This is a genomic window from Pseudomonas sp. C11 (assembly GCF_034683865.1).
GTDB lineage: Bacteria > Pseudomonadota > Gammaproteobacteria > Pseudomonadales > Pseudomonadaceae > Aquipseudomonas.
Genome location: NZ_JAWIIP010000025.1, coordinates 1 through 25656, shown reverse-complemented (window position 1 = coordinate 25656; position 25656 = coordinate 1). Strand labels below are relative to the sequence as shown.

The following is a 25656-nucleotide window of genomic DNA, read 5'->3' as shown; positions in this document are numbered from 1 at the left end:
CTACGGCGTGCTCAAATCCGGCAAACCTTTTGACTCACAGCTAGCGATTGCGAGGTGATGAGTAAGACGGTATCTACTTGCAACTTATCGCTTACTTGTCCGGCATCGGCATGGGGAACGGCATCACGTTGCCGCCGCCCTTGGCTTCGCTGATCTTCGCCGTGCCCAGGCGCTCCACCTCGTCGATGCGGATGATCGCGTGCATCGGCACGAAGCTGCGTACCACGCCTTCGAACTGAGCCTTGAGCTTCTCCTCGCTGGGATCGACCACCAGTTGGCTGCGCTCACCGAAGACGAATTCCTCCACTTCCAGAAAACCCCACAGATCGCTCTGAAAAATCTGCTTGGCGTACATCTCGTACACCTGGCCCTGGTTGAGGAAAATCACCTTGTAGATGGGATCACGCTTGCTCATGAAGGCTCGAAATCAGGAAAAACGGGGCGCGCAGGATAGCACAAGGTCGGAAGCTGCAAGCAGGCGTAGCCCGGATGCAATCCGGGAATGAACAGTGCCGGGCCCCGGATTGCATCCGGGCTACGGAACTGCCGCCTGTAGCCTGTCGCCTACCTCTCCCCTATAATGCGCGGTCATTTTTTAACCACCTCAGACAGTGCCATGACCAAGAAGCTCTATATCGAAACCCACGGTTGCCAGATGAACGAGTACGACAGCTCGCGCATGGTCGACCTGCTGGGCGAGCATCAGGCCCTGGAGGTCACGGAAAAACCCGAAGAAGCCGACGTGATCCTGCTCAATACCTGCTCGATCCGTGAGAAGGCGCAGGACAAGGTGTTCTCCCAGCTCGGCCGCTGGCGCGAGCTGAAGCAGGCCAATCCGGATCTGGTGATCGGTGTCGGCGGCTGCGTGGCCAGCCAGGAAGGCGCGGCGATCCGCGACCGCGCGCCCTATGTCGACGTGGTATTCGGTCCGCAGACCCTGCACCGCCTGCCGGAAATGATCGACGCCGCGCGTACCACCAAGACCGCCCAGGTGGACATCAGCTTCCCCGAGATCGAGAAATTCGACCGCCTGCCCGAGCCACGCGTCGACGGCCCCAGCGCCTTCGTCTCGGTGATGGAAGGCTGCAGCAAGTACTGCACCTTCTGCGTGGTGCCCTACACCCGCGGCGAGGAAGTCAGCCGCCCGCTGGTCGACGTGCTCATGGAAATCACCTCCCTGACCGAGAAGGGCGTGAAGGAAGTCACCCTGCTCGGGCAGAACGTCAACGGCTACCGTGGCGAAGCGCCGGACGGTCATATCGCCGATTTCGCCGAGCTGCTGCATGCCGTGGCGGCCCTCGATGGCGTCGAGCGCATCCGCTACACCACCAGCCACCCGCTGGAGTTCTCCGACGCGATCATCGCCGCCCATGCCGAGATTCCGCAGTTGGTGAAATACCTGCACCTGCCGGTGCAGTCTGGCTCCGACCGCATCCTCGCGGCGATGAAGCGCAACCACACCGCGCTGGAATACAAGTCGCGCATCCGCAAGCTGCGCGCCGCCGTGCCGGACATCCTGATCAGCTCGGACTTCATCGTTGGCTTCCCCGGCGAAACCGAGAAGGATTTCGAGCAGACCATGAAGCTGATCGAGGACGTCGGTTTCGACTTCTCCTTCTCCTTCATCTACAGCTCGCGCCCGGGCACGCCGGCTGCCGACCTGGTTGACGACACGCCGGAAGAGGTGAAGAAGCAACGCCTGGCCCTGCTGCAGCACCGCATCAGCCAGAATGGTTTCGAGAACAGCCGGCGCATGGTCGGCAAGGTGCAGCGCATCCTGGTCAGCGACTACTCGAAGAAAGACCCCGGCATGCTCCAGGGCCGTACCGAGCAGAACCGCATCGTCAACTTCCGTTGCGACAATCCGCGCCTGATCGGCCAGTTCGTCGACGTGCACATCGACGACGCCCTGCCGCACTCGCTGCGCGGCACCCTGCTCGATACCGACACCCTCCACTAAAGACGCAGCCGCCGACACTTTGCGTTGTCGGCGGCCAGCGTTATGCTGCCTTTCCATACCTAGCCAAGTGACGATCACACCATCACCTTGAACGCTTCCCTAGAACCCCATCGTTTCACCCTCGAACCTTTCGAGGCCCGCCGTTTCGCCAACCTCTGCGGCCAGTTCGACGAGCACCTGCGCCTGATCGAAGAGCGCCTCGGCCTGGAAATCCGCAACCGTGGCAATCAGTTCGAGATGCTCGGCGCCGCCGACAAGACCCAGGCCGCCGAAACCCTCCTGCGCAAGCTGTACCGCGAAACCAAAGCCACCGAGCTGTCGCCCGACCTGGTGCACCTGTATTTGCAGGAATCCGGCGTCGAGGAGCTGGTCAACCCCAGCAACCTGCCGCAGGTGACGTTGCGCACCAAGAAGGGTGTGATCAAGCCGCGCGGCGCCAACCAGCAGCGCTACGTCAAGGCGATCCTCGACAACGACATCAACTTCGGCATCGGCCCAGCCGGTACCGGCAAGACCTACCTGGCCGTGGCCTGCGCGGTGGATGCGCTGGAGCGCGAGCAGGTGCGGCGCATCCTGTTGGTGCGCCCGGCGGTAGAAGCCGGCGAGAAACTCGGCTTCCTGCCCGGCGACCTGGCACAGAAGATCGACCCCTACCTGCGCCCGCTTTACGACGCGCTCTATGAAATGCTCGGCTTCGAACACGTCGCCAAGCTGATCGAGAAACAGGTGATCGAGATCGCGCCGCTGGCCTATATGCGCGGTCGCACGCTTAACAACAGCTTCATCATTCTCGACGAGAGTCAGAACACCACCGTCGAGCAGATGAAGATGTTCCTTACCCGTATCGGTTTCGGCTCCACCGCCGTGATCACTGGCGACATCACCCAGGTCGACCTGCCACGCGGCACCAAGAGCGGTCTGGCGCATGTGATCGAAGTACTGCGTGACGTGCCCGGCATCAGCTTCACCCACTTCAAGCCCAAGGACGTCGTGCGCCACCCGCTGGTGCAGCGCATCGTCGAAGCCTACGAGCGCCACGACGCGCGCCTGAACAGCAAGGGCGACAGCCACGATGCTTGAACTGGACCTGCAACTGGCCACTGACGGCCAGCACCCGGACGAGGCGCAACTGCGCCGCTGGTGCGAGCTGGCCCTGCGCCAACGCACGGCTGACTCGGAGCTGACCATCCGCCTGGTCGACGAGGCCGAAGGTCGCGAGCTGAACCACACCTGGCGGCACAAGGACTACGCCACCAACGTTCTGTCCTTCCCTGCCGAGATTCCCGATGGGATTCTCGACATCCCGCTGCTCGGCGACCTGGTGATCTGCGTGCCAGTGGTCGAGCGCGAAGCGGCCGAGCAAGGCAAGGCGCTGGAGGCGCACTGGGCACATCTGGTAATCCACGGCTGCCTGCACCTGCTGGGCTATGACCACATCGAGGAAGACGAAGCCCTCGAGATGGAAGATCTGGAACGACAATTGCTCGCCGAATTGGGTCACCCCGACCCGTATGCCGGTGATGAATCTCCTAATGAAAAGGACCCCGAGTAAAACGCCATGAGCGAAGACCGATCGAGCAACGAGCAGAAGTCCTGGTTCAACAAGCTGACCCACGCTTTTGCTCATGAGCCGAGAAACCGCCAGGAACTGCTGGAAGTCCTGCGCGAAGCCCACCAGAACAAACTGCTCGACAGCGAAGCGCTGGCCATCGTCGAAGGCGCCATTCAGGTCGCCGACCTGCAGGTACGCGACATCATGGTGCCGCGCTCGCAGATGATCAGCATCAAGGCCACTCAGACGCCGCAGGAGTTTCTCCCGGCGATCATCGAGGCCGCCCACTCGCGCTACCCGGTGATCGGCGAAAGCCTCGACGACGTCATCGGCATCCTCCTCGCCAAGGATCTGCTGCCGCTGATCCTGCAGGGCGACCAGCCCAACTTCAACATCAAGGACATGCTGCGCCCGGCCACCTTCGTGCCCGAGTCCAAGCGCCTCAACGTGCTGCTGCGCGAGTTCCGCGCCAACCACAACCACATGGCCGTGGTCATCGACGAATACGGCGGCGTCGCCGGTCTGGTGACCATCGAAGACGTGCTGGAACAGATCGTCGGCGACATCGAGGACGAGCATGACGTCGAGGAAGACGGCCACATCAAGCCGCTGCCCTCCGGCGACTACCTGATCAAGGCGCTGACCCCCATCGACAGCTTCAACGAGGCTTTCGACAGTCACTTCTCCGACGACGAATACGACACCGTCGGCGGCTTGGTGATGAATGCCTTCGGCCACCTGCCCAAGCGCAACGAAGTCACCGAAATCGGCGAATTCCGCTTCCGCGTGCTCAACGCGGATAGCCGCCGCATCCACCTGCTGCGTCTGACCCCGGTCAATCGCTGAGCCTCCAGCAGGCCGTTGAAAAACGTAGGCGAGGCAGGCAAGACAAGGCAAGGCAAGGCAAAAACAGCCGAAAAAGCGCAGTTTACGTGCTGTAAATGAGCATTTTGAGGCTGTTTTTAACGCAGTATTGCCAACGCAGGTAGTTTTTCAACAGCCTGCTAGCCCGAGGCGCGAGATTCGCGTCCTCGGGCAATCCCCCCTACAATCGCGCCCTTGAGCCGCAACGGGATCGCAACCTCGTCATGAAACCCTGGATTCTCGGCCTGACTGGCGGCATTGGCAGTGGCAAGACCGCCGTCGCCCAGGCCTTCATCGACCGTGGCGTACACACGGTGGACGCCGACCATGCCGCGCGCTGGGTGGTCGAGCCTGGCCGCCCGGCGCTGGCGAAGATCGTCGAGCACTTCGGCGCCGAGATACTGCAGGCCGACGGCACGCTGGATCGCGCCGCGCTGCGCCAGCGCATCTTCGCGGCCCCCGACGAGCGGCGCTGGCTGGAGGCCCTGCTGCATCCGTTGATCGGCCAGGAGATCGTGCAGGTGCTGGCGCGCGCCGAGTCGCCCTACGCGATTCTGGTATCGCCGCTGCTGGTGGAGTCCGGCCAGCATCGGCTGACCCAGCGTGTGTTGGTGGTCGACGTTCCCGAAACGCTGCAAATCGAACGCACCATGGCGCGCGACAGCGCCAACGAAGAGCAGGTGCGCGCCATCGTCAAGGCCCAGGCCGACCGCGAAGAGCGCCTGCGCCATGCCCATGACGTGCTGTGCAACGACCGCGACCTGGCCTGGCTGGATCGCGAGGTCGAACGCCTGCACGACTTTTATCTGACCCTGCGTGGAGGCCAACCATGACCACCCTCGTTCAGTGCCCGACCTGTGGCGCACCCGTCGAATGGAAAGCCGAGAGCACCTACCGCCCATTCTGCAGCGAGCGCTGCAAACTGATCGACCTGGGCGCCTGGGCGGCCGAGGAACATGCAATTGCTGGCAATGAGCTGGAAGATGAGCTGTTCAGCGGTGATCTGCCGACCAGGCCGCACTGAGGCGACGCGCACTCGCTAGAGTGATGCAACAGTCTTGTGGGGTATTGATACCGAACTGGCAAGGTTGTTTGTTTTTTGGTGTTCTAAACGCCGCTGCGGTGTATTCAGAGATTCCGGGGTTCGCCCCCTCGGGCGACTCACTTTTCTTTGAAGTGCGCAAAGAAAAGTAAGCAAAAGAAAACGCACCCCATCATCCGGCCCCGGCTACGCCGGGGTTCGTTCGCTCCATCGCTGCTCCGAGGGTCGGCGTACATGGGTCATCCCTGGCCCATTACGCCTCTCGCGGCATCCATGCCGCTCGCCCCTCTGCGCAACGATTCCACTCACCCTCCTGAAGGGGACATTCGCGCGTCTGAACGAACTGGCATTCCAAGGTACGCCCGGCGTGTTCTGGTAGTTGTGAAGTTGCGATGTGGCCGTCGAGTTAAACCAATACTTTCATTCGCGTAGGGCGCCCCGGTAAGCCGGCCGCTCGGAAGCAGTACGCCGCTGGGTGTATTGGACGTGGATTGTGGTGCCGAACTCGGCATGGCTCGGCGGACTGTTTGCTGACGCTCCTGAGTTCACCCTAAGGCTGCCACAATCAAACATGCAGCGTTCCAGAGAGTTACCTAGGGCTCAGGCGCGTGCAGAGCCCGCCCAGGAGGGCGAACGGAATCGTCGTGGAAGAGGTTGAGCGGCATGGATGCCGCGAGAGCCGCGATGGGCCAGGGATGGCCCTTCGCGGCGGGCCTCTGGAACGATGATGGAGTGAGCGAACCCTCGCGCAGCGAGGGCCGGATGAACGGGCGGAGGGTTTTGGTTACTTTTGCCCGCAAAAGTTACTCGCCCGGGAGGGCGAAACCAAAAACATCAACAAAAACGCGGCAATTCGGAACAGACGCTTAAAGACAACACAAACTTGCCAGTCCGGTATCCCCCTCGCAAAGAGCCCATGCCAGCATCCCGACCAAAAGATGAACAGCCCCTAAGGCCGCATAAAAACATACTCCCGCTCATCATCAAGATTGTCGGCTAGAAACTGCAGCTCATGCGCCAGCTCCTGCACCTCGCGCTGCGCCTTGTTCATCTGCACCACTTCGCTCAGCAGCGTGCGCAGTGCCAGCAGCCGGTCAAAGCCTTGCGCCTCGGCCGCCTGCAGATCGGCCTGCAGCGCCGCCTTCGCCCATGCATGAATACTCATGTTCACCTCCTGCGGTTTGCCACAGGATGGCGCGGGCGACAGCAGCAACCTTGACCCGGATCAACGCGAAGCCCTGCATTCAACGGACTGATGAAGCCCCATCACTCCTCGCGCTCGTTGTCCTTCCATGGCGCCTGCAGATAGCGGCTGCGATTGAAGGTTTCCAGCCAATCCGGATAGAACACCACCAGCGCTGTGACCACCGTGCCGTTGATAAAGGCCTCGGGGAAGATGACCAGCCACAGGTAGCCAACGAAGTCGTCGAGCCACGGCGGCATGGGGAACAACCCATCCATCCACAGCAGCGCCAGCCCACCGAGCAAGGTCACAAGGGTGGCCAGGGCCGCCGGGAAGAAGCCGCAGCAGAAGATGTAGACGAATAGATTGCGCGGCTGCCGGCGCTCGACGTACAGCGCGCAGAGTTCGGTGATCAGCACGGGGAGCAAAATTAGCAGAATGCCGTTGACGCCCAGCGCGGCCAGATCCAGGCGCCCCAGCAGGAGCAGGCCAAGCTGCGCCGCCAGGCCGGCGAGGATGGCCAGCGGCCAGTCCAGCAACAGGGTCACGGCGGTCATGCCGATGAAGTGGTAGGACAGGCCGGAGTCGAAGTCACGCCGCACCAGCCACAACAGAAACAGGCCGAGCATGGTGCCGAACAGCAGGTGCTGGCGACGCAGATCGCTGAACAGCTCGACCCAGGGCGCGCGCAGCACGGCCCACAGCAGCACCGGCAAATAGATCAGCCAGCCCACCAGCAAGGTGCTGAACGCCAGCAGGTTGGAAGCGATCATCTCAATACGCTCTCCGTCTGTCATGAGTCGTACGGCGCAGTCTACACCGCCATTCACAAGCCGAGAGTTCCTCGCGGGGATGGCATGCACGACAGCGCTGCGGCTAAGCTTTGCCCATGGACGATTCCGACTACCTGCGACTGCTCACCCATCAGGCCGAGCAGGCCAACGCCTTTCTCTCCAACGCCAAGAAGTGGGAGCGTGAGCGCTGGGTCTGCCAACGGCTGCTGCAGGCGCTGAACGTACGCCAGCGCAGCGAGGACTTCACCCCCAGCGGCCAGGAGCCGCCGGATGTGTTGTTTCGTGATGCCAACTTCGAGGTGTTCTTCGTGCTCGATGAGGGCCGTCGCCTCAATGACGAATGGCGCGCCGAGCTGGAACGTCGCCGCAGCGCCTTCTCGCTGAGCCAACTGGTGCGCCGCGAAGCGCGCCCCAAGCGAATCCCCGCCAGCGAGCTGCAAGCACGCCTGGCGCCAACGCTGCGCAAGAAGGCGCACAACTACCAGGAACGCGGCATCGACCTGGGCGAGTTGGATCTGGTCGCCTTCGTCAACCTCAAGCGCGCCGAGTTGGACTGCAACAGCTTCTTCCCGCCACCGACCGAATACCTGCGTCAGGGCTGGCGCTCGCTGTCGATGGTCGGCCCGCGCTTCGCTCGCGTACTGTTCGCCCACCCGGACGCTCCGGAATTCCTGCGCCAAAACCTCGGTCGCAGCCTGTTGTTCGATGTGGGGATTGGGCTATGAGCACCTTGCAGGAACTGCTCGCCGAGGTACCGCAGGTCGGCCAGGTGCGCTGGATCGGCGTCCGCCCGCAACGCGGCGCACCGATGCTTGAGGTCGAAGCCGTGGAAAGCCGGCTGGAAGCGGGCCTGACCGGCGATCACAGCCGCCCCGGCCCGCGCAACGCCCGGCAGGTGACCTTGATTCAGTGGGAGCACCTGGCGGTAGCGGCCGCCCTCATGGGCCGTGCTGCTCCACTGCATCCGAGCGAGCTGCGGCGCAACATCGCCGTGGCCGGGATCAATCTGTTCAGCCTCAAGGGCCGACGCTTTCGTATCGGCCAGGCGATCTTCGAGACCACCTGCTGGTGCCAGCCCTGCGCCAAGCTCGAAGCCCGCCTGGGCAAGGGCACCTTCCAGGCCATGCGTGGTCATGGAGGTATCACCGCACGCGTGGTGCAGGGCGGCATCATTCGCCAGGGCGATGCCGTGCAAAGCCTGGGGCCTATACTCGCCAATACGCCCGGCCAAGCCTAAAATGGCCGCCATATCAGAGAGGCCCCGATGACCAGCCGCCTTAGCCCCGACGACCAGCAGAAGGTCGATCAGTACCTGAGCGCCCCCCAGCACCAGACCGAACGCCAACCCTTCCGGGTCTGGCGCCTCTTGGCCTGCCTGCTGGCGGCGGTCATCGGCCTTGGCCTCCTCGCCCGTTTTCTGAGTCGACTGGTGCTATGAGCTGCCTCGCGCTCGCCCGGCCCGACTCGCAACGCCTTTTTCAAAGCCTTGTGAGCATTCATCATGACCCATCGCATCGTGATCGTCGGCGGCGGCGCCGGCGGCCTGGAGCTAGCCACCCGTCTGGGTAGAAAACTCGGCAAGAGTGGCGCAGCGCGCGTCATTCTGGTCGACGCCAATCTGACCCACATCTGGAAACCACTGCTGCACGAAGTCGCCGCCGGCTCGCTCAACTCGTCGGAAGACGAGCTGAATTACGTGGCCCAGGCCAAGTGGAACCACTTCGAATTCCAGCTCGGGCGCATGGCCGGCCTCGACCGCGCCGGCAAGACCATCACCCTGGAGCCGACGCTGGACGAAGACGGCAAGGTGCTGATGCCCGAGCGGCAGATCGCCTACGACAGCCTGGTGATCGCCGTCGGCAGCACCACCAACGACTTCGGCACCCAGGGCGCCGCCGAGCATTGTCTGTTCCTCGACACCCGGGCACAGGCCGAACGCTTCCATCGCCAACTCCTGAGCCACTACCTGCGCGCCCATGCCAACGAACAGGCCCAGGGTACGCAGATCGATGTAGCCATCGTCGGCGCCGGCGCCACCGGTGTCGAACTGGCGGCCGAGCTGCACCATGCCGCGCAGCAACTGGCGGCCTACGGCCTGAACCGGATTCGTCCGGAGGATATGCGCATCACCCTGATCGAGGCCGGCCCGCGCGTATTGCCCGCCCTGCCCGAACGCATCGCCGCCCCCGTGCACCAGACTCTGCTCAAGCTGGGCGTCACCGTACTGACCGGCGCGGCCGTCAGCGAAGTCACCGCCGACGGCCTGAAGACTGCCGATGGCCAGTTCATCAAGGCCAGCCTCAAGGTGTGGGCCGCCGGCATCCGCGCACCGGGCTTTCTCAAGGCGCTCGATGGCCTGGAAAGCAACCGCATCAATCAACTGGCGGTACGCCCGACCCTGCAGACCACGCTGGATGACGACATCTTCGCCTTCGGCGATTGCGCCGCCTGTCCGCAGCCCGGCAGCGACGGCCGCAACGTGCCGCCACGCGCCCAGGCGGCGCACCAGCAAGCCTCGATGCTGGTCAAATCGCTGCGCCAGAAACTGGTTGGCGGCCCGCTGCCGGAATACCGCTACCGCGACTACGGTTCGCTGATCTCGCTGTCGCGCTTCTCCGCCGTAGGCAACCTAATGGGCAACCTCACCGGCAGTGTGATGCTCGAGGGCTGGCTGGCGCGGATGTTCTATGTCTCGCTCTATCGCATGCATCAGATGGCCCTCTACGGCCCGCTGCGCACCGCCCTGCTGATGCTCAGCGACCGCATCGGGCGCAGTACCGAGCCACGCCTCAAGCTGCACTGAGGCCGTCTACACTGGGCAGGGACGCCCCTTCAGGATGCCCACCTTGTCGCACGACACCGCTTCAGCCCCACGCCAGTCCGCCCTCACCCTGCTGATCGCTGCCACCGGCGTGGTCTATGGCGATATCGGCACCAGCCCGTTGTATACCCTGCGCGAAGTGTTCAACTACGGCGTGCAACCCAACCACGATGGCGTGCTCGGCGTGCTGTCACTGATCATCTGGTCACTGGTATGGGTCGTCTCGATCAAGTACGTGTTGTTCATCCTGCGCGCGGACAACGACGGCGAAGGCGGGGTGATGGCGCTCACCGCGCTGGCCCAGCGCGCCGCCCGCGACTACCCGCGCTTGCGCCGCGTACTGCTAATGCTCGGCCTGTTCGGCGCCGCGCTGTTCTTCGGCGACAGCATGATCACCCCGGCCATCTCCGTGCTTTCTGCCGTAGAGGGATTGCAGATCGCCTTCGATGGCATCGATAGCTGGATCGTGCCACTGGCGCTGGTGATCCTGGTCAGCCTGTTCCTGATCCAGAAGCACGGCACGGCGCGCATCGGCATCCTCTTCGGGCCGGTGATGCTGGTCTGGTTCCTGACCCTCGGCGGCCTCGGGCTTTACGGCATCGCCCAGCATCCATCCGTGCTGCATGCGCTCAACCCCTACTGGGGCGCGCATTTCTTCATCAGCCACCCCGGCGTTGGCGTCGCCATTCTCGGCGCCGTGGTGCTGGCCCTGACCGGCGCCGAGGCGCTGTATGCCGATATGGGCCACTTTGGCCGCCAGCCCATCGCCCGCGCCTGGTTCTATCTGGTGCTGCCGGGCCTGCTGCTCAACTACCTGAGCCAGGGCGCGCTGATCCTCAGCAACCCCGAGGTCGCCCATAACCCCTTCTTCCGCCTGGCACCGGGCTGGGCCTTGCTGCCGATGGTGCTGCTCTCGACCCTGGCCACGGTGATCGCCTCGCCGGCAGTGATCTCCGGCGCCTTCTCGCTGACTCAACAGGCCATCCAGCTCGGCTACATCCCGCGCATGTTCATCCAACACACCTCGGAAACCGAGCAGGGGCAGATTTATGTCGGCACGGTGAACTGGGCGCTGATGATTGGCGTGGTGCTGCTGGTGTTGGGTTTCGGCTCGTCCGGCGCGCTGGCCTCGGCCTATGGCGTGGCCGTGACCGGCACCATGCTGATCACCACGCTGCTGGCCGCAGCGGTGGTATTGCTGCTGTGGAAAACACCCAAATGGCTGTCGATCCCTCTGCTGCTTGGTTTCCTCCTGGTCGACAGCCTGTTCTTCGCCGCCAATCTGCCGAAGATCGCCGCCGGCGGCGCCTTTCCGTTGATTGCCGGGATTGTCCTGTTCACCCTGATGGTCACCTGGAAGCGTGGCAAGGAAATCCTCGTCGAGCGCCTGCTGGACAATGCCCTGCCACTGGCCACCTTCATCGACAGCATCGCCCGTCAGCCACCTTTGCGCGTGCGTGGCACTGCGGTCTTCCTCACCGCCCGCGCCGATGCCGTACCCCACGCCCTGCTGCATAACCTTTTGCACAACCAGGTGCTGCACGAGCGCGTGGTGCTGCTAACCGTGGTCAACGAGGACAGCCCCAGAGTCAGCGCGGACAAGCGCATGGAGCTGCATGAGCATGGCGAGGGTTTCTATCGGGTGATTCTGCACTTCGGCTTCACCGAACGTCCGGATGTGCCCTACGCATTGACCCATAGCCAGGTGAAGACGCCGGACTTCGAGCCGATGAACACCACCTACTTCCTCAGCCGTGAGACGGTGATCGCCAGCCCGCGCACTGGCATGGCACGTTGGCGCGAGGTGTTGTTCGCCTTCATGCTGAAGAACGCCAACAGCAGCCTGCGCTTCTTCAACCTGCCGCTGAACCGGGTGATCGAGCTGGGTACGCAGGTGGAGATCTGACGCCGCATCACCTGATATCGTAAACGCCAGAAACGACGAAGCCCGCACAAGGCGGGCTTCGTCGTTTTATATGGTGGGTCGTGTAGGATTCGAACCTACGACCAATTGGTTAAAAGCCAACTGCTCTACCAACTGAGCTAACGACCCTGAAAATGGTCGGGGTAGGGGGATTCGAACTCCCGACATCCTGCTCCCAAAGCAGGCGCGCTACCGGACTGCGCTATACCCCGTCTGGAATTTGGCTCCGCGACCTGGACTCGAACCAGGGACCCAATGATTAACAGTCATTTGCTCTACCGACTGAGCTATCGCGGAACTACTGCATTCCAACCTCTGCTGCGTTTCGGCTTTCGCTTTACCGCTTCAGAGGCGCGCCATTTTACTTAGCAAATTACCCCTGTCAACCCCCATAAACTGCTTTTACGACAATGCTTTGCAGTCGGAGCATGGACTACTATATGTTGCATTGCATGGCAGCCGCGGCAAGACGCCGCCGCAGCACGATTTCAGGACAGTCCATGAGCAACCAGGACAAGCCACCGCAGCCCTCCAAAGTGGTCAGCCTCGCCAGCCGAGGAATCCAGCCACGCTTCGGCGACCTGGTGCAAAGCTGCCGCAAGCTGGTGATGAATCGCCTGGCCGAACACTTGGCCGGTGTATTCGGCCAGGTCGACGACACCCTGTTCGAATGCGCGGAAAAGGCCGAGAACAACAAGGTTCAGACGCTGTTCTTCGACAACATGCGTGAGATCCGCCGTCAGCGCCCGCAGATCGAGCGCAGTTACCATCAGCGTATCGCCCAGAACTTCTCCGACTTTCTCGACGGCAAGCTGCAGGACCAAACAGTTACCTCGCTGGACGCCGAGCAAATGGCGCTGGTGCAAAACGAGGACTACGAGGAAACCCTGCAGGTGACCAATATGGTCAGCCGAGTCAAGGCGCGTTCGACCCAGGCCCTGTTCGCCCTGGAGCAACGCCTGGCGCTGCTCAACAACGGGCAGAAGCTCGGCGAAGACAGCAACCCATTCGGCCCACAGGCCATCGCCCAGGCCTTTCGTGAAGCCCTGGCGCCCTGCCCTTTTCCGCTGCAGATCAAGACCATCCTCTACATGCTCTTCGATCGGCATGTCATGCAGAGCCTGGAAGGCCTGTATGGCGCCCTCAACCAGCGCCTGATCGAGGCGGGCATCCTGCCCAACCTCAAGTACAGTGCGCAGATCACCGCCAAACAGGCACGCCCGACGCAGCCCCCGACCGCCTCAGCCCAGGCAGCGGGCCAGCCGACTTCGCCGACGCCGCCTGCCACCAGCGCCTCGCCAGGCAGCTCAGTTGGGGTCACGCCGCCGCTCGATCTCAGCGCGCCACCGCCGGGCGACCCGCTGGCGTTATTCAGCGGCCTGTCCAGCCTGCTCGGCGAGCACCGCCAAAAGCATCCGGAAGAACCCTTGCTCGGTGGCACCCCGAGCATCGCCAGCTTCTCGCCGCGCGGGGCCAACCGCACCTACAGCGCCAGCGAGCTGCTCGACGCGCTCAATCGCATGCAGCAGCAATCGGCCCAGGAACTTGCGCAGCGCCTGCACAAGCCGCAGCCGGTCGAGGGACTCAAGGCCGCCCTGCAGGAACAACTGGCCACGCACAGCAGCCACGCCCAGCAGAGCAAGGTGTCCGACCCGGAAGCGGATGTGATCGATCTGGTCGGCATGCTGTTCGACTTCATTCTCGACGACGCCAATCTGCCCGACAGTTGCAAGACCGCCCTGTCCCACCTGCACACGCCTTATCTGAAGATCGCCCTGCAGGACAAGGCGCTGTTCACCCAGCACCACCACCCGGCGCGCCGCCTACTTAATGCCATGGCTCAAGCCGGCGTGCTGTATGGCAATGAAACCGACGAGCGCGGCCTGCAGGCCAAGATGCACTGGGTCGTGGAGCGGGTGATCCATGGCTTCAGCGGTGACCTGAACCTGTTCGACGGCCTGCTGAGCGAATTCAACGAGTACGTCGACACGTTGCGCCACAAGGTCGAGCTGCGCGAACGCCGAGCCGTGGAAGCGGCCAAAGGTCGTGACCGCCTGCTAGGTGCACGCGAACAAGGGCTCGAGGTGATCCGCCGCTGCCTGGTGCAACGCGAGCTGCCCGGCATCATCCGTAACTTCCTCGAGCTGACCTGGGCCGACGTGCTGGTCTTCGTCCTGCTTCGCCATGGCGAACAGAGCGAGGAATGGCGACGCGCCTGCGAGGTCGCCGAACAGCTGGCCTGGAGTGGCATGCCGCTGGATGAAGCCGGCCGGCAACGCCTGCAGACGCTACGCGTACCGCTGCTCAGCGACCTGCGCAAAGGCCTGGAACTGCTCGGCGGCTACCACGAAGACGGCATCCGCCGCCTGTTGCAGGATCTGGTCGCCTGCCAGCATGCCGTACAGGCCAAGCAGCCACAGTTGGCCGCACAACTCAAACCATCGCTGCCGGAAAGCCCGCTGGGCGCCATGCTCGGCGAGGATGCGGAGCTTGCCCGCCAGGCGCCACCGCGCGCCGAATTGTCTTCCCGCGCGCAAGCCCTGACGCAGGAACTGACCAAGCTGGAATTCGGCACCTGGTTCGAATTCGTCAGCAATGGCCAGAGCCGCATTCTCAAGCTGTCCTGGTTCAGCCCGACGACGCACAACTACATGTTCGTCGATCACCAGGGCCAGCGCGTCGCGGTCAAGCCCCTGACCCTGCTGGCCAGCGAGATGGAACAGGGCCTGGCCCGTATCGTTTCGCCCGAACGTGCGATTCCGCTGATGGATCGTGCCTTGACCGCCATCTACCGTGTGCTGCAGCGCTTTACCGGGCGCACAGCCGATCCCCGCTAAGGAGCCTTCATGGAAGAGCGTCGTCAGCACAGCCGCCACGGCACCGAGCTGCAGCTGGAAGTCTTCGACCTCAATACGGGCCAGCGCCTGGGCCGCATCGTCGACCTGTCAGCCGATGGTTTCATGCTGTTCAGCGACACGCCGCAAACCGCTGACGCCGTGCTGCAGTGCCGCCTGGTGTGCAGCAACGGCACGCAGGAGATCGCCGAAGTGAGGCTGGGCGCCGATTGCCTGTGGAGCCGCCCGGGTGCCGACGATCAGCATTGCTGGGCGGGCTTTCACATCATCGATCTGGCCGAGGATCAGGCCGTCGCACTGGAGAAGCTACTGGCCAGGCTGTGAAGCAAACGCTACCCCTGAAAATGAAAACGGAGCCCGCAGGCTCCGTTTTTCATTGGCGGACGCTTACTGCGCCAGCTTCTTGTAACGCACGCGGTGCGGCTGCGCGGCGGCATCGCCCAGGCGTTTCTTGCGGTCGGCTTCGAACTCGGTGTAGTTGCCCTCGAAGAAGTTGACCTTGCCATCGTCCTCGTAGGAGAGGATGTGCGTGGCGATACGGTCGAGGAACCAGCGATCGTGGGAAATCACGATAGCGGCGCCGGGGAAGTCCAGCAGCGCTTCTTCCAGCGCACGCAGGGTTTCCACGTCGAGGTCGTTGGACGGTTCGTCGAGCAGCAGCACGTTGCCGCCCTGCTTCAGAGTCAGCGCCATGTGCAGACGACCGCGCTCACCACCGGAGAGATCCTTGACGAACTTCTGCTGATCGGCGCCCTTGAAGTTGAAGCGACCGACATAACCGCGCGACGGCACCTCGTAGTTGCCGACCTTGATCATGTCGAAACCGTCGGAAATCTGCTCCCACACGGTCTTGTTGCCTTCGAGCTGGTCGCGGCTCTGCTCGACGCTGGCGATCTGCACGGTTTCGCCGATCTCGATGGTGCCCGAGTCCGGTTGCTCCTTGCCGGTGATCATGCGCAGCAGGGTCGACTTACCAGCACCGTTACCGCCGATCACGCCGACAATGGCGCCTTTCGGGATGCTGAAGGACAGGTCGTCGATCAGCACGCGGTCGCCGAAGGACTTCGAGACGTTGACGAAGTCGATGACCTTGTCACCCAGACGCGGGCCAGCCGGGATGTAGATCTCGTTGGTCTCGCTGCGCTTCTGGAATTCCTGCGACTGCATTTCCTCGAAACGCTGCAGACGTGCCTTGGATTTCGACTGGCGCGCCTTGGCGCCCTGACGCACCCATTCCAGTTCGGCCTTCATCGCCTTGGCATGCGACGCCTCGGCCTTGGCTTCCTGGGCCAGGCGGTTGGCCTTGGATTCCAGCCAGCCGGAGTAGTTGCCCTCGTAGGGGATGCCGTGGCCGCGGTCGAGTTCGAGAATCCAGCCGGCAACGTTGTCGAGGAAGTAACGGTCGTGGGTAATCGCGACCACGGTGCCGGGGAAGTCGTGCAGGAAGCGCTCCAGCCAGGCCACCGAATCGGCGTCCAGGTGGTTGGTCGGTTCGTCCAGCAGCAGCATGTCGGGCGCCGACAGCAGCAGGCGGCACAGCGCCACACGGCGCTTCTCGCCACCGGACAGGTGTTCGATCTTGGCGTCCCAGGCCGGCAGGCGCAGGGCATCAGCGGCGACGTCCAGCTGGCGCTCCAGATTGTGACCATCGGCAGCCTGCAGGATGGCTTCCAGCTTGGCCTGCTCGGCAGCCAGCGCATCGAAGTCGGCGTCCGGCTCGGCGTAGGCGGCGTACACCTCGTCGAGGCGCGCCTGAGCCTGCTTGATCTCGCCTACTGCTTCCTCAACGATATCGCGCACGGTCTTGCTCGGGTCGAGCTGCGGCTCCTGCGGCAAGTAGCCGACCTTGATGCCCGGCATCGGACGGGCTTCGCCGTCGATCTCGGTGTCGACTCCGGCCATGATGCGCAGCAAGGTCGACTTACCGGCACCGTTGAGACCCAGCACGCCGATCTTGGCGCCCGGGAAGAACGACAGAGAGATGTCCTTGAGAATTTCACGCTTCGGCGGGACGACCTTGCTGACCCGATGCATGCTGTAGACGTAAGAGCCTGTTTGTCCTGTTTTGTCACCTTTTGCCATCTTTAATAACACCTGTATGTCAGAGAGTGCGCGGCCTTCGAGTACTCCTTAGCACACGCCACAAAAAGTCATGTTACGCATCGAGACAGTCCTGATTCGTTACTATACTGGAAAAAGTTACGTTTTGGAGGCATGCCATGGGTCATCAAATCGTAGAGACAAGGGTCGATGGTGTTAGAGGAAAGGTGTTGGTGCAAGAGCACATGCCTGCTTACTACCCGAACCTTTATGTGACCTTAGAGCAGTCAGGTCGGGCATTAAACACAAAGCACAAGTATTTAGAGCACATCGGGGTGGTTGAAGACTTTCTGGTGCATGAGTCGATTGACCTGATTGCTCGCCTAGAGGAGCGGCCGAAGTCGCGCTACTTAACTGATAGTGAGATTTCACGCTTTGTCGCGGACGCCGTATTACACAAATCGACTCTAGACAAAAAACATACAGGCTTGCGCCTGCCTCCAACGGCATACAAAACAGTGGGTAGAGTCCACGCGCAGCAGCGACTTGAAACCGTGCGTGACTATCTCAAATTTCTGTACGAAAAGCTGGGTGACGAGGCGACGCGATATGCAGCCGCTGATGACGTCGAGCGACGCCTTAATCGCAAGATAAAGGCAGCCAAGCCTGCCTGGAAGAAGATTAGAAATGATGAAATGAAAGGGCTGAGCAATCAGGAGCGAGATCGCTTGTTAGAGATCATGCATCCTGAGAGTGCTGAGAACCCCTTTACAAATGAGGCATTGAAGCTACGCAATTACATTATTTTGCTCTTGGGCCTTGATATGGGACTACGCCGCTCCGAAATGCTTCTAATTAAGCTCGGAGATATTCGGTGGCACAGTAGGCAGCTCTCAGTTGTCAATCTTGAGAATGAGGAAATCGACCCGCGCACGTTGGCTCCGCAATTCAAAACCCACGAGCGTATGCTGGAAATGGGTGATGATCTTATTTTCATACTCAAGAAATATGTGGACAGCTACCGCGTGTCTAACGGGGGGCCGTCTGCGGCAAAAAAACATCCCTTTCTGCTGGTATCTCATCGACGCAATGAAGGTAGGCCGCTGAGCATCAAGGCTCTTGATGGAATCCTGCCTCGAGTTCGTAAAGTAGCGCCAGAGCTGGCGCATGTTCACCCCCATGTGCTGCGCCATGATGCAGTCTACACACTACTCGAGAGCATGCGAGAGGAGCTGAAAATACTTACCCCAGAGGATCGCACGACAAAGGTTCAAAAAGTCCTCACCTATGCCTTTGGATGGAGCTCTGAGTCTAACATGCCAAGCCTCTATGGGGCGAAGTTCTGGAAGGAAGAAGCAAATGAGGCAATGAAAAAACGCTCGGATAGATTCAAGGCTATCAGAAATAATGTCGAGACTGAAGCTCGCAAGAGACACACAAAGTGAACGTCGCAGTTTCAGCACTTAAAGTGCCCACACAGGACTCTCTTGATGCATGGTTGAATACATCCCGCCCTGCCAAATGCGGTGTATTTTTCACTCCCTCCGAACCAATGTGGTGGCCTGATAGGTCATCCCGGTGTGCGATCAATTGGCAAGCAGCAATCCTTTGCGTTCCATTCGATTGGCAACGCTGGTTACACGCCGCTTTGACCTATCGTATGGCAGAAGTTTCACAGGGAACTATTGGGCTAGTTGCGTCAATTCTGTCGCGCGCTGCGCAGGCTGGGCTAGACCCCCTAAATGAGAATCACCTGATCGATTTGCGCGAGCGCTTTAATATGGGGGAGTTTTCCGCGCTGGTCGGTTTCATGGGATTTTGGCAAGCGTGCGAAGCACTTGAACAGCGACCTCCGCAAGCCCTGATTGAAGCTTATAACACGCTCCCTAGAAAGAAGCGGCCCCGAAACGATGTTATCTTGCGCTTAGATCCTGAACAGGGGCCGCTCACCCAAGCGGAGCAAGACGCCTTGCATCAGTGGGCGCATGAACAGTTCTGTCACGGCAATTTAGATCCTGAGCGCTATCTCTATTTGCGCCTGGTGATGATCTACGGGCAACGTGGTTCACAACTGCGCATGATAGTGTTTGATGATTTTATCAAAACCGAGCAAGGCTACTTTATACGGATATTCTGGGCGAAGCAGAAAGGCGACGATACGGGATGGCGAGAAACATCCGAGATTTTCAATTTAGATGAAGATCTTTACAACACCGTGCAGGCCTATAAGTCGATTATTCAATCTCAACTTGAGCAAGAATATCCTAACCGTGCCGATTGGTGTAAAGCAATTAAGAATATTCCTATTTTTCGTCGCAAGCTGGATCACAAAATAAGGGATAACAAACCAGTTCCCGTAATACTTGACGATCCTGATCAAAAAGCACTGGAGCAGGGTCCGCAAGCGAAATTTCATATTGCCGGTGGAGTTGTAAGATATTGGTTATGGCAAATGGAGGGTATGCCTGGATTTCCCATCTCATCACGTACACATCAGCATCTGAAAATCTCTAAAGGTCATCGCTTTAGGCATACGCTCGGTACCGATCTCTCCAACGCGGGGTTGGATGAGTGGTCAATCGCTAGCGCACTGATGCATGCCAATACACGCACCGTCCGCAAATACCGAGCGGTATCAGCGGAGTTAATGCAGCTGATCGACGAAAAGATGAGCGATCACCTTGCGCTGGTCGTGGGAGCTTTTACGGGCACCATCGTGACGGATCGTTCTTCTGCCAAAAATGGAGATCGTGTAGACCGCCAGATTGAGGATCTTGCCGTCTGCGGTGCCGATAATGCCTGCTACCTGGATGCCCCATTTACGTGTTACGGATGCATTAAATTTCAGCCATTCCTTAATGCTGATCACAGCGCCGCACTTGCACGACTAGAACGACGCCGTGCACAAACCATTGCCAACGATAAAACTACAGGAGTGCTATGGGATCGTGCCATTTTGGCATGTCGCAAGGTAATTCTTGATTGCAACGCGCTGCGTGGATCAGGCAAGGCAGATGGAAGTGACGTATGAGTAATATCATCGATTTTAAACCCTTTAGTCACCTTAAAGCTGCCTCGCAGTTGGATGCCTTTATCGCGTGGGCGCAAGCCACATTGCCCAAGGGCGTTCCTAATCAAAGGGTTCATGCAGGGATTCGATGGGATATGGACTCATGGCATAATTCAGGAATTAGCAGTTGTGCTTTTACTGCACATAGATCACCGAGAAATTCGAATCCGAAATACAAAAAATATATGCAACCACCGTTCATAGATTTCGCCAAAGCGGTAATTGTATACCACAGGGTATTTCAAGGTAAGAAATCGGCTAAGGACATACTCTCTGGCGCAAGGATTCTTGAGGTTGCGCTGGTCGAGGTGACTGGCGCACGCGACGTGACAAGAGTCTCGGCTGCTATCTGCAACAGAGCTTGTGAACACCTCAAAGCCGAGTATCCTGATGGAAATAGTGCATACGTTAGGAGCAAGTATCTCGAACAGATAGTTGTATTGATGAGGGATAAGGGATTACTTGCGAAGCCTTTTCGATGGACTTCGCCGCTGCGATATAAGGACTCAGGTACGCTGAAGGAGCAGCAGGAAAGTAGCGAGAAAAAACTACCGAGCCGCGAGTCAATTCGAGCCCTGGGTGAGCTGTTTAATAACGATCTGACCAGTCCGCTAGACATTATAACCGTCTCAGCATGTGCCCTTTTGCTCAGTCAGCCTAGTCGCATCGGTGAATTAGCCGATGTCGAGCGTGATTGTATGGTGTTCAAGGAGGATGCCGATGGCGGTCATCGCATGTTCCTGCGTTGGTACGCTGAGAAGGGTTTTGGAGCGACGACTAAGCCCGTTGTGGCAGGCATGGAGTCGTCAGTGGAACGTGTCATTAAGCTTCTGACACCGATCACTGATGAGGCCCGTACGTACGCAGCATGGCTCGAAGATCACCCCGACGAATTTCCGCCGCATGAGGGTGTACCCCTGAAAGGTCAAGATGATCCGCTCTCGTATGATGAGGCCTGTGCGGCGCTCAAAAGTAAGTTTAATGGACCACATTCAGCGCGAGCATACTTTGCAGCTAAATGGCTCGACTCCCTGACAAATCGCACGGCACTGAGTCCTGACGCTCAGGCGGTACTGGATGAGATACGACAAGGATGGGATACCAGCAACGGAAAGCGAATCTACGTGAACGGCAAACTCGATCACTATCAGTTTAATGATAAAGCGGTCATTACATTACGCAAACTCAATATTCTTGTACGCGAAAAATACCTGCCTAAAGACTTTCCGTACACCACACCTGCGGAAGACGGTAAAAAGCGCGTGAAGTATCGTAATGCGTTGTTTACGGTACGAACGGGCAGCCTGCCTAATGAGACAAAAAGCGCCGCCGCAATGCAACGTGACTTTGGAGTGGAGATCGCAACCAGCCACACGCGAATGACAGCACAATTAGGGGGCGCTTCACAGTCGCAAAGTATCTTCCAGCGACATGGGTACGGGGATCTTAAGGTGAACACGCACGCGTTTCGCCACGAACTCAATACGGAGATGCATCGAGCGGGCCTTTCACAACTGCTGATTGATGCATTCTCAGGGCGTACAACTCAAGGCTCTGTATATAACCATGCAACCATTGAAGAACTTACCCAAACGGTTGCGGCACTGCACCCTAAAACCAAGCAGAGTAATGCAGCGAAGTGTTTGGAGAAAGTTATAACCAGCACACCTTTGAAGCTAAGTGATTTGATTAATCTCAGCGAGGGTGACCAGGATCGAATTATCCATAAAACTCACCTCGGGCTTTGTATTCACTCTTTTGAGAGTGAGCCCTGCCCCAAAATGGGTGCGTGCCTTACCTGTGGAAACCTGGGCTGTGTGAAAGGTGATGATGTAAAGCTAGCCAATCTCAAGGAAGAGAGAGCTTACCTGAAACAGCGCTATGAAAATGCAGTGACTGCCGAAGCCGAAGAAGTCTTTGGGGCCTCTCAGTGGCGCAAAAAAACAGGGCTGGATCTTCTCAAATGTGATGCGTTAATCAAAGTCTTAGAGAGTCCGGAGCTCAAAAACGGAGATATTGTGTGGAACCTTGATAATGGCTGGAACTTGACCAAGAATGCTGCCGCAATGGCGGGACTTATCGATGTAAAAACAATTGAAGCGCCGAGACAAGCGGCGTTGCCGTCTTTAGACGAGCTGTCGGCCATGCTAGACAAGATTGAGGTATAGCGGTGGGACATTTAACGAAGAAAGACGAAGCGCGCATCATCAAGCTAATTGAAGAGTGGTCTGAACCCAAGCTAACCTGGCCTCTTCTAGTCGAGGCCTGCAAAAACAAGCTTAGCATCAGTCGTGCTCGCCAATCCTTGATGAAGCTGCCAGCGGTAGACATGGCAATGAAGGATCGCAAGGCTGCGCTCAAAGCAGCAACTGAGAAGCCAGGCTGGGTTAAAGATATTCAGGAAGCCAACAAGCGTATCGAAAAGCTGACTGAAGCCAATCAGCAGCTCAAGGCTGTTAATCAGCAACTTCTTGCACGCTTCCTCACATGGCAGGCCAATGCGGATATGCATGGAGTATCTCAAACGATGCTTGATCGGCCGCTGGTTCAGTTCAGGAGGTAATCAGAGAGATCCCGGCCGTAACGGGCGTTCAAAGCGATCTGCGAAACTAGGAGAGATTCACGCCCTACAGGCGAACCACTGAACCGGCTCGCTAATCACGTCGAGATTTCTGCTTCCGGCCGAGGTTATGTAAAAAAAACCGCGCAAACTATAGAGGAGCGGCACTATGCGAAATCTGGAGAATTTTTCTCATCAAGCCTGATTGGATTTGCTTGGAAAGCTCCAAATTTGATCATTGCTTGATCAGCACTTGCCCCTAGGATTTGTGCGAAAAGTCGTCGAGCGAAGGTCAGGCGAGGCAAAACGGGTGAGGAAGCGGAATTTACGAGCTGTAAATGAGCATTCCGAACCCGTTTTAACGAAGCATCACCGTTGCGTAGGCACGTTTCGTACAGAGCCTAAACAGCGTTTTTACACAGCTTGGGCCAGAAGCGGACTATCACGGGCCAGCCGATCCCCCATCAGCAGCTTGAACTGATCAAGCGACAGATACGCCTTCCTGAGTTGCCTGGCATGGTTGCAGAGCCGGCAGGCTGCCACAATTGATCGAATTACGGGGCGGCGGCAAAAACTGAGTGCAACACCTGACCAATGCGTTAGGGTGTTGCCGCATGATTTATACAGAACTCAGCGTTACAGAGCGCGCCACCATCCAGGTTAGCCGCGCTCAAGGCTTCAGCCAACGCGCCATTGCGCGCCTGATCAAACGATCCCCCTCGACGGTCAGTCGGGAGCTCCGACGAAACCAAGAGGCTGACGGCAGCTACTCCGCTCATGTTGCTCAACAGTACATGCAGGCCCGTCGGCAGGTCTGTAGACCAAGGCGAAAGCTGCTGCCAGGCAGCGAGCGTTTCGAGTTAGTCGCCCATATGCTGCGTGAGCGTTTGTCTCCCGAGCAAATTGCCGGCAAGCTGCGCCATATGAAGATTCCCAGCCTTAGAGATGCCTACGTCTGTCGTGAGACGATCTATAACGCGATCTATGCCTTGCCGGTCGGCGAGCTGCGTAAGGAGCTGATCATCTGCCTGCGCCAGGGCAAGACGACACGCAGGCCGCGCTCTGGCGGCGTGGATAGACGTGGCCAGATACCTGAGATGCTCAGCATTCATGTACGCCCGCCGGAAGTCGAAGATCGATTGATGTCAGGGCACTGGGAAGGCGACCTCATCAAGGGCAAGGCCAACGCATCATCTGTCGGCACGCTGGTGGAGCGTACCAGTGGTTATCTGATGCTGGTGAAGATGAACGATGCGACGGCAACGTCGGCAATGGAGGGCTTCAGTGCAGCGCTCAACAGCATGCCGCTGGCGGTACGCAAGAGCATGACCTATGACCAGGGGCGAGAGATGGCGAGGCATGCTGAAATCACCCAGAAGACTGGCGTGGCGATCTACTTCTGTGATCCGCACAGCCCTTGGCAACGTGGCAGTAAGCGGATGGCCGCCCCCTCAATATCAATGGACTGATCCGCCAGTACTTACCCAAGGGTACGGATCTGTCGGTACACAGTCAGGAGGAGCTGAACGCCATTGCACTCCAACTGAACATGCGTCCGCGTAAGCGTTTCGACTTCAAGTGTCCGATTGAGGTCATGAGTGAGGTAATGGAAAAAGCCATCGCGATGCAGCACGATGCACCGGCTTCAATTCAATAACCGTGTTGCACTCAGCTCCTGCAACCGCCCTCTTGGCTTGCCAAGTAGACATGCACCGTTCGTTCCAAGTCCCTAGCCCTTCCAGTGTAGAGCAAACATCGGCGTCCCCATCAAACCAAGGATCAATCGACACCGTCCTGCTCAACTTGAATGAGCGGCGGCTTCTGGCCGGTTTCCGCCTGTGGCCATCCATCGCCCATGTCAAAGATCGAATCCAGGAATCGCATCTCCGTTGATTTGAAATTCGCCACGCCTGTCCTCATTCATCTGTGAGCCAACGTATCTGATTGGCATGCCAAGGTTCGTAGAGATGGCCGGCTGGGCAGAAGACTTGTCAAAAGACCTGAGTCAGAGCTCCTGCGGACAGCGGAGTCGAGACTTCACTTCCACATCAGCCCGCTCACAACACAGTAAGGGCCTGAGGGGGGACTGGTCGGCGGCTCAGTGTTGAATGCGGCCCCTGGAAATGACAAAGGCGGCCTCAACGAGACCGCCTCAAACCAAGTTTCATCACCGGTATTCACACCCGGGAGAGGAAGCTCTTGGGCAGAGGCCAAGAATAACACCGATCAAAGTGTCACAGCGAAGGCAATGCCGCCACGCCGAGCCGCCTTCACGTAGACCGTAGATCCGCGACCTCACTGATTTATCACAGGGCGAAAAACCTAAGGGCGGTTCAACTGCTGCTCGGCCATACGAAGCTGGAAAGCACTGTGCGATACTTCGGGATCGAGGTAGATGACGCCTTAGAGATGGCAGAGCAGATCGAAGTTTGACCGGGCGATGCCATAGCCACGGCCTAGGTAAAGGCCGTCGGTGACCGGCAATAGTGGGCATTCACGGCGGACTAAAAAATCAGGGGCAATTCGAGCTTCCATCTAGACTAGACTCCACTGATAACTAAATGTGCAGGCAGTGAGCTATATGGAAAACAGCGGCCTTTATCTTGCGCAATACGAGGCAATCTATAAAGCAGTAGATGCGCATCTCGACATTAGAGGAAGTGCTTTGAGCGCGCTGGTGAAAATATGTATAGGCAACCACGGGAAGCTAGCGACAGTAGTGCGAGATAAGTTTAAACATTGTGTTCCAGACTCATACTTCGACTACATCGAAGAAGTGGCCAAGGATGTTCTCCACTCTAGCTCGTAGACCACAGGGGGTTCATTACCGACTGTGATATATCCGCCCTCACGCAGTCGGCACAGTATGACAGCTTAACAGGACAGATCCGCTTCGTAAGGTGGGGCAGCATTTGGCCCAGACCGTGTAAAAACGCAGCAAGTGATGGCAATCAACTGCCGGTGGATTTTCTCAGCGTCCAGAAGGCCGCC

General features: G+C 59.1%; 22 protein-coding genes, 3 tRNA genes and 2 pseudogenes. 19 read left to right on the top strand and 8 right to left on the bottom strand.

The window, feature by feature from the left end:
* Positions 1-91: 91 nt before the first annotated feature.
* Positions 92-415 (bottom strand): DUF1820 family protein, encoded by a 324-nt coding sequence (locus VC352_RS24660; protein ID WP_004424773.1) that lies wholly within the window; start codon positions 413-415, stop codon positions 92-94.
* Positions 416-616: 201 nt separating this feature from the next.
* On the opposite strand from VC352_RS24660, the gene miaB reads away from it, so the two are divergent.
* The 6 genes from miaB to yacG all read left to right on the top strand — a co-directional run bounded on the left by miaB (position 617) and on the right by yacG (position 5400).
* The gene (miaB, locus tag VC352_RS24655; RefSeq protein ID WP_322982135.1) at positions 617-1960 is read left to right on the top strand and encodes a tRNA (N6-isopentenyl adenosine(37)-C2)-methylthiotransferase MiaB; all 1344 of its coding nucleotides are present in this window, start codon (positions 617-619) and stop codon (positions 1958-1960) included.
* 87 nt (positions 1961-2047) lie between these two features.
* A complete protein-coding gene (locus VC352_RS24650) occupies positions 2048-3040 on the top strand; it encodes a PhoH family protein (RefSeq protein WP_322982134.1) in 993 nt (330 codons plus the stop codon).
* A complete protein-coding gene (gene ybeY, locus VC352_RS24645; protein ID WP_179543967.1) occupies positions 3033-3512 on the top strand; it encodes an rRNA maturation RNase YbeY in 480 nt (159 codons plus the stop codon). The genes VC352_RS24650 and ybeY overlap by 8 nt, the downstream gene beginning before the upstream one ends.
* Positions 3513-3518: 6 nt before the next feature.
* The gene (locus VC352_RS24640; RefSeq protein ID WP_322982133.1) at positions 3519-4358 is read left to right on the top strand and encodes an HlyC/CorC family transporter; all 840 of its coding nucleotides are present in this window, start codon (positions 3519-3521) and stop codon (positions 4356-4358) included.
* A gap of 242 nt (positions 4359-4600) precedes the next feature.
* Positions 4601-5209 (top strand): dephospho-CoA kinase, encoded by a 609-nt coding sequence (coaE, locus tag VC352_RS24635; RefSeq protein ID WP_322982132.1) that lies wholly within the window; start codon positions 4601-4603, stop codon positions 5207-5209.
* Complete coding sequence (yacG, locus tag VC352_RS24630; RefSeq protein ID WP_322982131.1) at positions 5206-5400, top strand: DNA gyrase inhibitor YacG; 195 nt, start codon at positions 5206-5208, stop codon at positions 5398-5400. The genes coaE and yacG overlap by 4 nt, the downstream gene beginning before the upstream one ends.
* A gap of 967 nt (positions 5401-6367) precedes the next feature.
* On the opposite strand, the gene VC352_RS24625 is transcribed toward yacG, so the two are convergent.
* Together VC352_RS24625 and VC352_RS24620 are read right to left on the bottom strand one after the other, a co-directional pair.
* Positions 6368-6583: a hypothetical protein gene (locus tag VC352_RS24625; RefSeq protein ID WP_322982130.1), complete on the bottom strand. Its 216-nt coding sequence runs from the start codon at positions 6581-6583 to the stop codon at positions 6368-6370.
* Positions 6584-6684: 101 nt separating this feature from the next.
* Positions 6685-7374 carry an energy-coupling factor ABC transporter permease gene (locus tag VC352_RS24620; RefSeq protein ID WP_322982129.1) on the bottom strand — a complete coding sequence of 230 codons (690 nt, stop codon included), beginning with the start codon at positions 7372-7374 and terminating at the stop codon, positions 6685-6687.
* Between the two features lie 116 nt (positions 7375-7490).
* On the opposite strand from VC352_RS24620, the gene VC352_RS24615 reads away from it, so the two are divergent.
* The 5 genes from VC352_RS24615 (at position 7491) to VC352_RS24595 (ending at position 12122) form a co-directional block, all read left to right on the top strand.
* Positions 7491-8120: a DUF1780 domain-containing protein gene (locus VC352_RS24615; RefSeq protein WP_322982128.1), complete on the top strand. Its 630-nt coding sequence runs from the start codon at positions 7491-7493 to the stop codon at positions 8118-8120.
* Positions 8117-8632 carry an MOSC domain-containing protein gene (locus VC352_RS24610; RefSeq protein WP_322982127.1) on the top strand — a complete coding sequence of 172 codons (516 nt, stop codon included), beginning with the start codon at positions 8117-8119 and terminating at the stop codon, positions 8630-8632. Before VC352_RS24615 ends, VC352_RS24610 begins: the two co-directional genes overlap by 4 nt.
* Positions 8633-8659: 27 nt before the next feature.
* On the top strand, positions 8660-8833 hold the full coding sequence (locus VC352_RS24605; protein ID WP_322982126.1) for a DUF3094 domain-containing protein: 174 nt from the start codon (positions 8660-8662) through the stop codon (positions 8831-8833).
* A 63-nt stretch (positions 8834-8896) separates the two neighbouring features.
* A complete protein-coding gene (locus tag VC352_RS24600) occupies positions 8897-10198 on the top strand; it encodes an NAD(P)/FAD-dependent oxidoreductase (protein WP_322982125.1) in 1302 nt (433 codons plus the stop codon).
* A gap of 34 nt (positions 10199-10232) precedes the next feature.
* On the top strand, positions 10233-12122 hold the full coding sequence (locus tag VC352_RS24595; RefSeq protein WP_416340238.1) for a potassium transporter Kup: 1890 nt from the start codon (positions 10233-10235) through the stop codon (positions 12120-12122).
* Positions 12123-12193: 71 nt separating this feature from the next.
* Here the strand turns inward: VC352_RS24595 and VC352_RS24590 are convergent.
* The 3 genes from VC352_RS24590 to VC352_RS24580 all read right to left on the bottom strand — a co-directional run bounded on the left by VC352_RS24590 (position 12194) and on the right by VC352_RS24580 (position 12437).
* A tRNA-Lys gene (locus VC352_RS24590) sits at positions 12194-12269 on the bottom strand.
* A gap of 6 nt (positions 12270-12275) precedes the next feature.
* Positions 12276-12352: transfer RNA gene (locus VC352_RS24585), tRNA-Pro, on the bottom strand.
* Positions 12353-12361: 9 nt separating this feature from the next.
* Positions 12362-12437 (bottom strand) — tRNA-Asn (locus VC352_RS24580).
* 203 nt (positions 12438-12640) lie between these two features.
* On the opposite strand from VC352_RS24580, the gene VC352_RS24575 reads away from it, so the two are divergent.
* Together VC352_RS24575 and VC352_RS24570 are read left to right on the top strand one after the other, a co-directional pair.
* Positions 12641-14977, top strand: a complete 2337-nt coding sequence (locus VC352_RS24575) for a DUF1631 domain-containing protein (protein ID WP_322982124.1) — start codon at positions 12641-12643, stop codon at positions 14975-14977.
* A gap of 9 nt (positions 14978-14986) precedes the next feature.
* Positions 14987-15319 carry a PilZ domain-containing protein gene (locus VC352_RS24570; protein WP_322982123.1) on the top strand — a complete coding sequence of 111 codons (333 nt, stop codon included), beginning with the start codon at positions 14987-14989 and terminating at the stop codon, positions 15317-15319.
* A gap of 63 nt (positions 15320-15382) precedes the next feature.
* Here the strand turns inward: VC352_RS24570 and ettA are convergent, their stop codons facing one another.
* Positions 15383-17077, bottom strand: coding sequence for an energy-dependent translational throttle protein EttA (gene ettA, locus VC352_RS24565; RefSeq protein ID WP_322982122.1), 1695 nt, complete (start codon positions 17075-17077; stop codon positions 15383-15385).
* A gap of 137 nt (positions 17078-17214) precedes the next feature.
* Here ettA and VC352_RS24560 point away from each other — a divergent pair, with 137 nt between their 5' ends.
* The 5 genes and pseudogenes from VC352_RS24560 (at position 17215) to VC352_RS24540 (ending at position 24322) form a co-directional block, all read left to right on the top strand.
* The gene (locus VC352_RS24560; RefSeq protein WP_322982121.1) at positions 17215-18480 is read left to right on the top strand and encodes a site-specific integrase; all 1266 of its coding nucleotides are present in this window, start codon (positions 17215-17217) and stop codon (positions 18478-18480) included.
* Positions 18477-20066: a tyrosine-type recombinase/integrase gene (locus VC352_RS24555; protein WP_322982120.1), complete on the top strand. Its 1590-nt coding sequence runs from the start codon at positions 18477-18479 to the stop codon at positions 20064-20066. Before VC352_RS24560 ends, VC352_RS24555 begins: the two co-directional genes overlap by 4 nt.
* A complete protein-coding gene (locus VC352_RS24550) occupies positions 20063-22273 on the top strand; it encodes a hypothetical protein (protein WP_322982119.1) in 2211 nt (736 codons plus the stop codon). The genes VC352_RS24555 and VC352_RS24550 overlap by 4 nt, the downstream gene beginning before the upstream one ends.
* Before the next feature lie 2 nt (positions 22274-22275).
* On the top strand, positions 22276-22668 hold the full coding sequence (locus VC352_RS24545) for a hypothetical protein (protein WP_322982118.1): 393 nt from the start codon (positions 22276-22278) through the stop codon (positions 22666-22668).
* A gap of 611 nt (positions 22669-23279) precedes the next feature.
* Positions 23280-24322, top strand: a pseudogene (locus tag VC352_RS24540) (IS30 family transposase).
* A gap of 122 nt (positions 24323-24444) precedes the next feature.
* Here the strand turns inward: VC352_RS24540 and VC352_RS24535 are convergent.
* On the bottom strand, positions 24445-24573 hold the full coding sequence (locus tag VC352_RS24535; RefSeq protein WP_322982117.1) for a hypothetical protein: 129 nt from the start codon (positions 24571-24573) through the stop codon (positions 24445-24447).
* A 372-nt stretch (positions 24574-24945) separates the two neighbouring features.
* Between VC352_RS24535 and VC352_RS24530 the strand changes: the two are divergent.
* Positions 24946-25098, top strand: a pseudogene (locus VC352_RS24530) (integrase); the annotation flags it as partial.
* Positions 25099-25656: the final 558 nt, after the last annotated feature.